This is a genomic window from Terrabacter sp. R4-6 (genome assembly GCF_057529065.1).
On record NZ_CP197224.1, the window covers coordinates 3,585,840 to 3,598,240 of the forward strand.

Here is a 12,401-nt window from a genome sequence, read left to right on the forward strand (position 1 = left end):
TAGCCTTACGGCCGTCCGCTGCCTAGGGTGTGGGCATGGAGTTCGACCACGACGTTGTCGTCATCGGGTCCGGCTTCGGCGGGTCCGTGGCCGCACTGCGGCTCGCCGAGAAGGGCTACCGCGTCCATGTCTACGAGGCGGGTCGCCGCTTCGAGGACGACGACTTCGCCCGGACGAGCTGGGACGTGCGCCGCTACCTCTGGGCGCCACGGCTCGGGCTCTTCGGCGTCCAGCGCATCCACCGCCTGCCCGACTGCCTCGTCCTCGCGGGCGCCGGGGTCGGAGGTGGGTCGCTCAACTACGCCAACACCCTCTACGTGCCACCGGCGCCGTTCTTCGGCGACCGGCAGTGGGGTCACATCACCGACTGGCAGGCCGAGCTCGCACCGCACTACGCGACGGCCCAGCGCATGCTCGGCGTGACCGTCAACCCGTGCGACGGCCCGGTCGAGCAGCTGATGCGTGACACCGCCACCGACCTCGGCGTCGGCGACAGCTTCCGCAAGACGCCGGTCGGGGTCTTCTTCGGCGAGCCCGGCAAGCGCGTCCCCGACCCCTACTTCGGTGGCGAGGGACCCGCGCGCACCGGCTGCACGGAGTGCGGCAACTGCATGGTCGGCTGCCGCGTCGGCGCCAAGAACACCCTCGTCAAGAACTACCTCGCACTCGCCGAGCGACGTGGTGTCACCATCGAGCCCCTGCGCACGGTGACCCGCGTGCGGCCACTCGACCCGGCTGCGCCGGAGCAGGGGTATGCCGTCACGACCGTGCGCAGCGGATCGTGGGGTCGGCGCCGGGCGGGGGAGCGTACCGTCACGGCGGGCCAGGTCGTCGTCGCGGCCGGGGCGTGGGGCACGGCCCAGCTGCTCCAGGCGATGAAGGCCGAGCCCGAGGGGCGGGGGCTGCCGCGCCTGTCCGACGCGCTCGGGAGGCTGACCCGCACGAACTCCGAGGCCCTCGGCGGGGCGATGACGGCCAGGGTGTCCGACGGTGTCGACCTGACGCGAGGTGTCGCGATCACGTCGAGCTTCCACGTCACCGACACGACGCACGTCGAGAACGTCCGCTACGGCAAGGGCTCCAACCTCATGGGGGCCCTCGCCGTGATGCAGGTCGACGGCGGTGGCCGGGTGCCGCGCTGGCTGCGGTTCGCCGGAACCGCGGCGCGTCACCCGTGGGTCTTCGCCCGGTCCTTGTCGACCCGGCGCTGGAGCGAGCGCACCGTGATCGCTCTCGTCATGCAGAGCAGCGACAACTCGATCTCGGTCCGTCGCAGACGTGGCCTCCTCGGGTGGCACCTGACGTCGACGCAGGGCCACGGCGAGCCCAACCCGACGTACATCCCCGAGGGCAACGTGGCGGTGCGCGCCATGGCGTCGCGGCTCGAGCGCACGACGGGGGAGCGGGCCTGGCCCGGGTCGTCGGTCGGCGAGGTCCTCGACATCCCGATGACGGCGCACTTCCTCGGCGGCGCCGTCATCTCCGACTCGCCGGAGCACGGGGTCATCGACCCGTACCAGCGGGTGTGGGGCTACCCCGGCCTGCACGTGCTCGACGGGGCGGCGGTCTCGGCGAACCTCGGGGTCAACCCGAGCCTGACCATCACGGCGCAGGCCGAGCGGGCCGTGTCCCTGTGGCCGGTTCGGGGCGAGGTCGACCGGCGCCCGGCCCAGGGCGAGGCCTACCGTCTCGTCGACGCCTGACGTCCTCAGCGTCCGACGTCGGGCCCGCCGGGTGCGGGTCGGTGGTGCCCCGACCCCCGCACCTGCCCGGACGGCCCCTCGTGCACTGCCCGAGGTGGGTGGGCATCCTGCTCGTCTCGGCGGGGGTGCCGCTCCTGCTCTTCTCGGCCGTGACCGGGAGCCTGTGGTACCCCTGACCCGACTCGCCGGCCGGCGGGCGGGTGGCCGGTCGACCCGAGAGATGAGGGAGGGTGAGGCCGTCACCCCTCAGAGACGGCCCCACCCGGCGGTGCGGGCTAGCAACCGGTCGAGAAACAGCCCGGCACCGCGCTGACAACGACGCAGCCGGAGGGGGGTTACGCCATCTGTCATTTATTTCCCGAAGTTGTCGAAACTCTTCTCGGAAGGGGTGACGACAGGGCCACTCGACGGTTGGCTGCGAGGTCCGGTGTGACGACGGGGCCACTCGACGGTTGGCTGCGAGGTCCGGTGTGACGACGGGGCCACTCGACGGTTGGCTGCGAGGTCCGGTGTGACGACGGGGCCACTCGACGGTTGGCTGCGAGGTCCGGTGTGACGACGGGGCCACTCGACGTGATCGTCGAGTGGCCCCGTCGTCCCGGGTGTCCCCGGATGCTGCCGGCTGGTCGTCAGCGAGCGGGCTGGGGCTCGTCGCGCCACGAGCGCCACAGGGCGGCATACGCGCCGTCGGCCTCGAGCAGCTCCTCGTGCGAGCCGATCTCGCTGATCCGTCCGTCCTCGACGACGCACACGCGGTCGGCGTCGTGCGCCGTCATGAGACGGTGCGCGATGGCGACGACGGTGCGCCCCTCGACGACCGCCGCGAGGGAGCGCTCGAGGTGCCGGGCCGCGCGCGGGTCGAGCAGCGACGTCGCCTCGTCGAGGACCAGCGTGTGCGGGTCGGCGAGGACGAGCCGCGCGAGAGCGAGCTGCTGGGCCTGCGGCTCGGTGAGGCGGTGTCCACCCGAGCCGACGACGGTGTCGAGGCCGTCGGGCAGCTCGAGCGCCCAGCTGCGGGCGTCGACGGCGGCGAGCGCCTCGAGCAGCTGCTCGCGCGACGCCTCGGGCCGGGCGAGACGCAGGTTGTCCTCGAGCGACCCCACGAAGACGTGGTGCTCCTGCGTCACGAGCGCGACCTGGCCACGCAGCTGCGCCAGCTCGAGGTCGACGAGGCGCACGCCGCCGACGTCGACGCGGCCCTGCCGGGGACCGTCGATGCCCGCCATGAGCCGTCCGAGCGTCGACTTGCCCGCGCCGGACGGACCGACGATGGCGAGGCGCTCGCCCGGCTGGAGGTCGAGCGAGACGCCGCGCAGCACGTCGCGGCCGGCGCGGTAGGAGTAGTGGACGTCCTCGACCTCGAGGTGGTCGTCCTCCGGCTCCTCACCGGTCGCAGCGCGGTCAGCCGGGACGTCGGCGATGCCGATGACGCGGGCGAGCGAGGTCGCGCCGACCTGGATCTCGTCGAGCCACGAGATGAGCTCGTCGAGGGGGCCGGCCATCTGCTGCACGTAGAGCGCCACGGCCGTGACGGTGCCGGCCGTCGCGATGTCGCGCGAGATGAGGTAGCCACCCCAGAGGAGGGTGACCGCGACGGGTGCGAAGAAGGCGAACTCGACGGAGGGGAACCACCGCATGCGCAGCTTCAGCGTGTAGAGCTCGGCGTCGTAGCAGTCGTGCAGCGCGTCGTCCATGCGCCGGCGACGACGGCTGCGCAGGCCGAGCGCGTCGACGGTGCGCGCACCGTCGGCCGACTCGGTGACGACGCCGTTGAGCACGGCATACGTCGCGCGCTCGCGCAGGTAGCCGTCGGGGGCGTACTTCAGGTAGCGCCGCGTCGACAGCACGAGGATCGGGACGCCGACGACGATGGCCAGCGCGACCTGCCACCCGGTGAGGAAGGCGGCGACGACGGTGATCGTCGTCGTGACGGCGCCGACGAAGATCGACGGGATGCCGAAGCGGATGACGTGCGAGAGCGCCTCGACGTCGTTCGTCGTGCGCGAGACGAGGTCACCGGTGCCGGCGCGCTCGACGGTCGACAGGGGCAGCTCGACGACCCGACCCATGAACTGCTCGCGCAGCTCGGCGAAGATCGTCTCGCCCATGACGAACGAGGCGCGCCGGGCGAACCACGTGACGACGGTCTGGACCACGACCGCGCCGGCGATCCAGAGCGCGAGCCGGTTGACCACGTCGAGCGATCGGCCGTGGCTGATCTCGTCGACGAGCAGACCGATGACGCGGGGCGCGACGAGTGCGGCGCAGGCGGCGACGGCGTGCAGGCCGATGACCGTGAGCAGGCTGCCGCGGTGGCGACGGAGCAGGCCACGGGTGTGGTCCTTGACCGACTCCATGTCGGCCACGGGAAGCGTGCGCGTGGACGGCGCTGGTGTCAGCGACATCAGTCCTCCTCTCCTCGGACGACGGTGCGTCGGTAGTCGGGAACGCCCGCCATGAGCTGGCTGTGGGTGCCGCTCGCGGCCACCGTGCCCCCGCGCAGGAAGACGACGAGGTCGGCCTGGTCGAGGATGAGCGGGCTCGCGGACATGACGACCGTCGTGCGTCCGGCGCGGGCCGCGGTGAGGCGCCCGGCGATGCGGGCCTCGGTGTGCGCGTCGACGGCGCTCGTCGGCTCGACGAGCACGAGGGTGTCCGCCTGGGTCAGGAGGGCGCGCGTCAGGGCGAGCCGCTGGCGCTGGCCGCCGGAGAAGGCCCGGCCCCGCTCCTCGACCTCGTTGTCGAGACCGCCGGGCAGCGCCTCGAGCACGTCGTCGCCGCTCGCGACCGAGAGGGCCTCGAGGATGGACACGTCGTCGTGGTCGCCCCACGGGTCGAGCTCGTCGCGCAGCGTGCCGGTGAAGAGGCGCGGGTCGGTCTCGGACACGACGACGCGGCGGCGCACCTCGGCGAGCGAGGCGTCGGCGAGGCGCGTGCCGTCGAGCCGCACGTCGGTCTCGCCGGCACCGAAGCGCCCGAGCCGGTCGGCGAGGGCCGCGGACTCCTCCGGGCGTGCCGACACGACGACGGTGAACCGGCCGGGCTCGATGGTGACACCGCTGCGCGGGTCGTAGAGGCGCGCGGGCCCGGAGGGCAGCGGCTGGGCGTCCGGTGTCTCGACGTGGTCGGGCTGGACGCGCAGGATCTTCGTCAGCTTGCGGGCGCCGATGTGGGCGCGGGTCGCCCGGTCGACCATCTCGGTCGCGGTGCGCAGCGGGATGACGAGGAAGGCGGTGTAGCCGTAGAACGCCACGAGCTGGCCCGCGGTGATCTCACCATCGATGGCGAAACGTGCGCCGAGCCACACGACCACGAGGACGAAGAGCCCGGGCAGCAGCACCTGCGCGGCGTCGAGCGCCGCCTGGTAGCCGGCCACCTTGTTGCCCACCTGGCGCACGGACTGCGACTGGACGGCATACCGACGCAGGAACGTGTGCTCGCCGCCGATGCCGCGCAGCACGCGCAGGCCGGCGACGGTGTCGGCGCCGAGCCCGATGAGCTTGCCGGACTCCTCGCGCTGGGCGAGCTGGCGAGCCTGGAGCGGGCGGACGATGAAGGTGAGGCACGCGACGAGCACCGGTACGCCGATGAGCACGACGAGGCCGAGCGGCGTCGACGCGCCGAGCAGGATGAGGGCGACGACGACGTAGGACACGACGGCACCGGCGAATCGCGCTGTCACGTCGTAGAGTCCGCCGATGCGCATGGCGTCCGAGCTGACGGTGGCGACGACGTCGCCGGTCGGGACGGTGCGCGACAGGGCCTCACCGGTGTCGGCGGCCTTGTGCCCGATGAGCTGCGCCGAGCGGAAGGCGCCCTGCATCCAGTTGGCGACGGCGTACTTGTGGCGCATCGCGCCGGAGAGGGCGCTGATGGTGACGAGGCCGATGAGGATGCCGCACCAGAGGACGAGGGACCCGGCGTCGCCGCCGATGATGCCCTCGTCGATGGCCTTGCCCATCGCGGCGGGGAAGAGCGCCTGGCTGACGAGCCACACGATGCCGAAGGCGATGGCGACCACGAGGGTGCGCCACTGGCCCTTGCCGACCCAGCGGAGGTATGCCGTCGGGCTGGTCAGGTCGGGAGTGCCGGGGTCGGCGTGGGGCAGCGAGATCACTTGGTTCATCGTACGTTCGGCGAGGGCATGCCTCATGCCATTTTTCGTCGGGGTCACGAGCCGACCGTAGGAGCTCAAGCACGCTTGAGGTCAACGACCGACGGCGTATGCCGTGGGGTCACCTCGCGTCAGCGCGTGGGGTCCCAGCCCGAGCGGTCGAGGGCGTCGGAGAGCTCGTCGACCTCGAGGGTCTCGGGGTCGACGCAGCGATTGCGGTAGGCCGCTCGACCGACGAGGTGCGCGGACACGGGGGAGGTGAAGAACTGCGTCGCGGCGAGCAGGACGAGCGTCGTGACCGCGGCCCAGGTGCGCAGCGTCAGGGCGAGCCCCGCGAGGATGAGGATGAGCCCGAGGGTCTGCGGCTTCGTCGCGGCGTGCAGGCGGGAGAGCGTGTCGGGGAAGCGGATCAGACCGATGGCTCCGGCCAGGCAGAGGAACGAGCCGAGCAGGAGGCACACGGCTCCGGCGACGTCGAGGACGGACGACCACGTCATGACTGCTCACGCCCCTCGGGCTGCTGACGCGGCTCCGGGTGGTCGACCTCGACGGCGTCGGGCTCGTCGGAGTCACGGGACAGGAAGCGGGTGACGGCGACCCCGCCGACGAAGCCGACGAGCCCGAGGATCATGAGCAGCGGCAGGTAGGTCGTCGTCCGCTGGCGCGCCGACTCGAGGGCGACCCCCGCGATGACGATGACGAGGAGGATCTCGGCCGCGACGATGCGGTCGAGGTTGCTCGGGCCCCGGAAGAGGCGCACGAGGACGAGCGCCGCTGCCGCGCCGAGCATGACGAGCGAGATGCCGAGGACGATGGTCACGGGCGCTCCTCCCCGTCGCGGTGGGCGGTGTCGTCACGGTCGGTGGCCTCGGTCTCGGCAGCGGCGCCGGTGGGCTCCCGGTGCTCGCCCGCGCCGCGGGGGGCGCTCGCCGGCGCCGTCGGCCACGGGCCGCCCGTCTCGAGCGCGGCGATCTCCTCGCGCGAGCCGAGGGCGCGCACGACGCGCCGCTCGACCGCGAGCACGTGGGCGCGCTGGGCCTCGATGGCCCCCTCGCGCTCGACGTCGAGCAGGTGCAGGTAGAGCACCGACGTCGAGCGCCGCGCGTCGATGACGACCGAGCCGGGCACGAGGGCCACGAGCTCGGCGGTGAGGGTGAGGTAGAAGTCCGAACGCGAGCGCAGCTGCACCTCGATGACGGCGTTGCGCGGGCTGCGCCGGCCGAAGGCCAGTCGCATGACCTGCCACGAGGCGCCGACGAGGTCGACGAGGAACTGTCCGATGAGGAGCAGCACGCGGTGCGGTCGCAGCCGGCCCTGGAACTCGATCGAGGGCAGCGGGAAGGCGTACGTCACGAGGAGCCCGACGAGGACCCCGTTGACGACGTTGCCCCACGTGACCCGGTCCCAGAGCAGCACCCAGGCGAGGGCGATCGCCGCGACGGCACGGGGCTGGAGCACCCGCCTGCGGCGGTGCGGGGACTCCGGCCCGCGCGGGGCCGTGGCCATCCGGACGTCGCTCATCGGCGGACCTCCACCGGAAGGACGCTCGTGACGTAGGGCTCGCGGCTCATGAGGTCGGTGGCCGCTCGTTGGGTGTAGGCGAAGAGCGGTCCGGCGACGACGGTGATGAGCAGCCCGACGATCGTCATCGCGGCGGTCGCCCCCAGCATGGTGCGGGGCAGGGCCCGTGGAGCCGTGTCGACGAGGACGGTGCCGGCAGGGTCGGCGCTCGGCTCGACGTCGAGGGTGCCGGCCTGGAGGGCGGCCGCCGTCTCGGTCGAGCGCGGGGCGTCGGCGAGGGTGCGCCAGAACGCCTGGCTCCAGACCTTGGTCAGGGCGTAGAGGGTGAGCAGGCTCGTGACGATGCCGCCGACGACGAGCAGCCACGCGAGGGGGGTGCCGAGCTCGATGCCGGCGTGGAGCAGCCCGACCTTGGCGAGGAAGCCCGAGAGCGGCGGGATGCCCGAGAGGTTCATCGCCGAGACGAAGAAGAGGGTCGCGAGCACGGGCGAGGCGACCGCCAGGCCCCCGAGCCGGTCGAGCGACGTCGTGCCGGCCAGCCGCTCGACGAGGCCGGTGATGAGGAAGAGCGCCGTCTGGATCGTGATGTGGTGCGCGACGTAGAAGATGGCGCCGGCGGTGCCCTCGGGCGTCGCCAGCGCGATGCCGAAGATCATGTAGCCGACGTGGCTGACGAGGGTGAAGGACAGGATCCTCTTGAGGCCCGACTGCGAGACGGCGCCGAGGATGCCGATGACCATCGTCAGCAGCGCGGCCCACATGAGCAGTCCCTGCAGCGGTGAGTCGGGGAAGAGGAGCGTCTGCGTGCGGATGATCGCGTAGACGCCGACCTTGGTCAGCAGGCCGGCGAAGACGGCCGTGACCGGCGCCGGGGCCGTCGGGTAGCTGTCGGGCAGCCACGCCGACATCGGGAAGACGGCGGCCTTGATGGCGAACGCCGTGAGCAGCGAGAGCTGGAGCACGAGGGCGACGCCGGGGGCCAGGTCGCCGATCCGGATCGCCAGCTGCGCGAGGTTGACGGTGCCGGTGGCGGCATACGCGGCGGCGATGGCGACGAGGAAGAGCGCGGAGCTGAGCAGGCTGACGACGACGTACGTCGTGCCCGCGTGGATGCGGGCCGCGGAGCCGCCCAGCGTGATGAGGACGTAGGAGCTGAAGAGGAGGATCTCGAAGCCGACGAAGAGGTTGAAGAGGTCTCCGGCCAGGAACGCGTTGGCGACGCCGGCCGACAGCACGAGGTAGGTCGGGTGGAAGATCGTGAGCGGGGTCTCGCTCTCGGTCTCGTCGTCGCTGTCGGCCTGGCCCTGGCCGATCGCGAAGACGAGCACGAGCAACGTGACGATGCCGGAGACGAGCAGCATGAGGGCGCTGAGGCGGTCGGCGACGAGCGAGATGCCGAGCGGCTCCTGCCACGCGCCGAGCCACAGCACCTGCGGACCGTTGACGTCGGTCTGCCACACGAGGACGCCTGCGACGACGACCACGGCGGCGAGCACGGCGATGCTGAGGCTCCGCTGCAGCCGCGGCGAGCGTCGGAACGCGAGGGTCAGGGCGGCCCCGAGCAGGGGGAGGAGCACGGGCAGCGGCACGAGGTTGGGCACGGCGAAGTCGGTGGGGCTCATGGGCGTCGCGGGCTCCCGTCGCCGGCCGCGAGCTCGTCCGACGTCGTCGTCGACTCCTCGGACGGGTCGTAGGTCGAGGACGTCTGGTCCTCGAGGGCGAGGCGCTGGATACGCGCGTCCTCGGCGTCGTCGGGGACGTCGTCGGTGCCCGAGATCTGCCAGAGGCGGTAGGACAGGGCCAGCAGGAAGCCGATGGTCGCGAGCGAGATGACGATGGCGGTCAGCACCATGGCCTGCGGCAGGGGGTCGCTCATCGCGGCGGGGTCCTCGCCGACGAACGGTGCGCGCCCGGCGCGGCCGCTGATGACGAGGTAGAGCACGGCGATGCCGTTGCCGATGAGCACCATGCCGAGCAGGACCCGGACGAGGCTGCGGTCGAGGGCGAGGGCCGTGCCGGCGGCGACGAGGCCGACGGTGACGAGGACGAGCGTGATGTTGGGCTGCAGGGTCGACTCGATGAGGCTTGGCGCGATGGTCGTCATGAGCGGACCGCCCCCTCCTGCTCGCCCGCGGCGTCGGCTTCCTCGGCCTCGTCGGCCTCCTCTTCGGCGATCTGCCGGTCGATGCCGGTGCCGAGACTGCGGACGATGTCGAGCATCATGCCGACGACGATGAGGTAGACGCCGATGTCGAAGACGAGCGAGGTCACGAGGTGCACGTCGCCCCACGGAGGGAGCGTGAAGTCGATGGCCGTCGTCTCGAGGATCGTCCCGCCGAACGCGAGCGGGGCCAGGGCCGAGCCGACCGCGACGAGCAGGCCCAGGCCGACGAGCAGCCCGGCGTCGAAGGGGGCCGCCTCGTCGAGCTCGTAGCGGCCGCCGGCGAGGTAGCGCACGACGAGGGCGAGGCCCGCGACGAGTCCTCCGGCGAAGCCACCGCCGGGCTGGTTGTGGCCGGCGAAGAGGAGGAAGAGCGAGGCGGCGAGCATGATGTGGAAGACGAGCCGCGTCACGACCTCGAAGATGACCGAGCGCTTCTCCTTGCGCATCGTCCGGCCCCCGTGCAGCCACGTGCCGCGGGCGGCGTTGCTCGACGGCAGCGACTTGGACGTCGCGCGCGAGAGCCTCGTGTTGCGGGTGCGGACGAAGATGAGGCTCGCGATGCCGGTCGCGGCGGCCACGAGCACCGACACCTCGCCCAGGGTGTCCCAGGCGCGGATGTCGACGAGCGTCACGTTGACGATGTTCTTGCCGTGACCGAACGCGTAGGCCTCTGTGGGGAACCCCGCCGACACCGGCTCGGCGGTGCGGCCCCCGGAGGCGACGAGGGCGATGGCGCCGACCGACGCGCCGACGGCCACGCCGAGCGCGATGCGCCACGTGCGCGAGGGCGAGTGGGGGTGGCGGGTGAACTTCGTGGGCAGGCGGCGCAGCGCGAGGACGAAGACGACGAGCGACACCGTCTCGACGAGCATCTGCGTGATCGCGAGGTCGGGCGCCCCGTGGAGGATGAAGAGCAGCGAGACGCCGTAGCCCGTGGCACCCACGAGCATGACCGCCGTGAGTCGCCGCCGGGTCACGAGCACGAGCACGGCGGCCGCGACGACGACGACCCCGACGACGGCCTGCCCGGGGTTGTCCCAGAGCCGCACGTCGGGGATCGTGCCGCGGGTCACCGCCGCGAGCCCCGGCAGGGCGACGAAGACGATGAGGATGCCGGCGAGGTAGATCGGGAGCGAGCCGCGCTGGGTCACGGCGGTCGTCTCGACGGCGCCGCGGTCGACCCACCGCAGCGTCCGGGCGAAGCCGCGTTCGCCGTCGACGACCGACGGCACGCCGGACTGCACCCGGGCGACGAGGTCGCGCTGGGCGAAGAGGACGAGCCCGACGGCCACCGACACGAGCGAGAGCATCAACGGCACGGTGACGCCGTGCCACAGGGCGAGCGACTGGGGCTCGGCCCCGGCGGGGAAGCCCACGGCATACGGAAGCAGCCACGGGGACTCGAGGGGCGAGAGCAGGCCGACGAGCAGGCACGCCACGCCGAGGAGCACGGGCGCGAGCACGAAGCCGGGGTGCGCGGCCTTGACCGGGGTCGGGGCCACTCCGGGCTTGGTGGCGAACGTGCCCCAGAGGAAGCGCGCCGTGTAGGCCACCGTCAGGGCCGAGCCGGCGACGACGGCGACGATCGCCATCCAGCTCCACGGAGCGGGCAGCGGGGCGGAGGTCTGGACGTCCTCCCACAGCGACTCGAGCGCGCTCTCCTTGGACACGAAGCCCGCGAGCGGCACGATCCCGGCCATGGAGAGCGCGGCGAGCGTCGCCGGCACGGCGACGGGGAGCAGCCGCCGACCCACGCCGGACAGCTCGCGCAGGTCGCGGGTGCCGGTGCACTTGTCGACGACCCCGACGGTGAGGAAGAGCGTCGACTTGAAGAGCGCGTGCGCGATGACGAGGGCCAGCGCCGAGAGGGCCGACGCCTTGGTGCCGAGGCCGGCGATGGCGACGATGAAGCCGAGCTGGCTCACGGTGCCGTAGGCGAGGAGCAGCTTGACGTCGTGCTGGCGCAGGGCCCGCCAGCCGCCGACGAGCATCGTGAAGAGGCCGAGGCCCACGGTCAGGGCGTGCCAGGCCGGCGCTCCCGCGAAAGCCGGGGCGAGCAGCGCCACGAGGTAGATGCCGGCCTTGACCATCGCGGCCGCGTGGAGGTAGGCGCTGACCGGTGTCGGCGCCGCCATGGCGCCGGGCAGCCAGAAGTGGAAGGGCACGAGCGCCGACTTCGACAGGGCCCCCACGAGCAGCAGCACCACGGCGGTGACGGTCAGCGCGTCGAGCGGCGGCGGGTCGGCGGTCAGGGCGGAGATGGAGTAGGTGTGGTGGACCCCGAGGGTGATGATGCCGACGAGCATCGCCAGGCCGCCGAACGTCGTGACGATGAGCGCCTGCATCGCCGCGCGGCGGTTCGTCGAGCTCGCCGGGTTGTGGCCGATGAGCAGGTAGGAGAAGACCGTCGTCAGCTCCCAGAAGACGTAGAGCACGAGGAGGTTGTCGGTGAGGACGAGGCCGAGCATGGCGCCGGCGAACGCCGTGAACACCGACGTGAAGCGCCACAGCGTCGGGTCGCGGTCGGTGAAGTACCACGTGCAGTAGAGCAGGACGAGGGCGCCGACGCCGGTGACGAGCAGGCCGAGCACCCACGAGAGCGTCGTGACGCGGAAGTCGAGGTCGATCCCCAGTCCCGGGACCCACGAGATCCGTTGTGTCGGAAGGTTGCCCGCGCGGACGTCGCTCGACACGGACAGGAGCCAGACGAACGACGCGGCGGGTGCGAGCGCGAGGACGGGGAAGGCCTTCGTGCGCAGGACCTTCGCGAGCCACGGCGCGAGGGCGGCGGCGAGCAGGTGCAGGAGCAACAGTTGCGCCACGGCGGCCCCTCGGTCGTCGGGTGTGTCGAGCTCGGTCCAGGTCTGCGTCGGTCGTGACCCAATCCTAGGTGCAGCGA

10 protein-coding genes are annotated in these 12,401 nt (G+C 72.3%); 2 read left to right on the top strand and 8 right to left on the bottom strand.

All coding sequences use genetic code 11. The annotated features are described in order from the left end of the window. Positions 1–35: 35 nt before the first annotated feature. Both ACSSS0_RS16730 and ACSSS0_RS16735 read left to right on the top strand, forming a co-directional pair. On the top strand, positions 36–1,703 hold the full coding sequence (locus tag ACSSS0_RS16730) for a GMC oxidoreductase (RefSeq protein ID WP_487228870.1): 1,668 nt from the start codon (positions 36–38) through the stop codon (positions 1,701–1,703). A 44-nt stretch (positions 1,704–1,747) separates the two neighbouring features. Beyond that, entirely contained in the window at positions 1,748–1,879 is a 132-nt protein-coding gene (locus tag ACSSS0_RS16735; protein ID WP_487228871.1) for a hypothetical protein, read from the top strand. Between the two features lie 453 nt (positions 1,880–2,332). Here ACSSS0_RS16735 and ACSSS0_RS16740 read toward each other — a convergent pair whose 3' ends face one another. The 8 genes from ACSSS0_RS16740 to ACSSS0_RS16775 all read right to left on the bottom strand — a co-directional run bounded on the left by ACSSS0_RS16740 (position 2,333) and on the right by ACSSS0_RS16775 (position 12,324). Next, entirely contained in the window at positions 2,333–4,108 is a 1,776-nt protein-coding gene (locus ACSSS0_RS16740) for an ABC transporter ATP-binding protein (RefSeq protein WP_435986812.1), read from the bottom strand. Further along, positions 4,108–5,820, bottom strand: coding sequence for an ABC transporter ATP-binding protein (locus ACSSS0_RS16745; RefSeq protein ID WP_487228872.1), 1,713 nt, complete (start codon positions 5,818–5,820; stop codon positions 4,108–4,110). The genes ACSSS0_RS16740 and ACSSS0_RS16745 overlap by 1 nt, the downstream gene beginning before the upstream one ends. A 128-nt stretch (positions 5,821–5,948) precedes the next feature. After that, complete coding sequence (gene mnhG / locus ACSSS0_RS16750) at positions 5,949–6,314, bottom strand: monovalent cation/H(+) antiporter subunit G (RefSeq protein ID WP_435986810.1); 366 nt, start codon at positions 6,312–6,314, stop codon at positions 5,949–5,951. Beyond that, a complete protein-coding gene (locus tag ACSSS0_RS16755) occupies positions 6,311–6,637 on the bottom strand; it encodes an MrpF/PhaF family protein (protein WP_435986809.1) in 327 nt (108 codons plus the stop codon). The genes mnhG and ACSSS0_RS16755 overlap by 4 nt, the downstream gene beginning before the upstream one ends. After that, on the bottom strand, positions 6,634–7,338 hold the full coding sequence (locus ACSSS0_RS16760) for a Na+/H+ antiporter subunit E (protein ID WP_487228873.1): 705 nt from the start codon (positions 7,336–7,338) through the stop codon (positions 6,634–6,636). The genes ACSSS0_RS16755 and ACSSS0_RS16760 overlap by 4 nt, the downstream gene beginning before the upstream one ends. Further along, positions 7,335–8,960 carry a Na+/H+ antiporter subunit D gene (locus ACSSS0_RS16765; protein WP_487228874.1) on the bottom strand — a complete coding sequence of 542 codons (1,626 nt, stop codon included), beginning with the start codon at positions 8,958–8,960 and terminating at the stop codon, positions 7,335–7,337. Before ACSSS0_RS16765 ends, ACSSS0_RS16760 begins: the two co-directional genes overlap by 4 nt. Then, positions 8,957–9,442, bottom strand: coding sequence for a Na(+)/H(+) antiporter subunit C (locus ACSSS0_RS16770; protein ID WP_487228875.1), 486 nt, complete (start codon positions 9,440–9,442; stop codon positions 8,957–8,959). Before ACSSS0_RS16770 ends, ACSSS0_RS16765 begins: the two co-directional genes overlap by 4 nt. Further along, entirely contained in the window at positions 9,439–12,324 is a 2,886-nt protein-coding gene (locus ACSSS0_RS16775; protein ID WP_487228876.1) for a Na+/H+ antiporter subunit A, read from the bottom strand. The genes ACSSS0_RS16770 and ACSSS0_RS16775 overlap by 4 nt, the downstream gene beginning before the upstream one ends. Between the last annotated feature and the right edge of the window lie 77 nt (positions 12,325–12,401).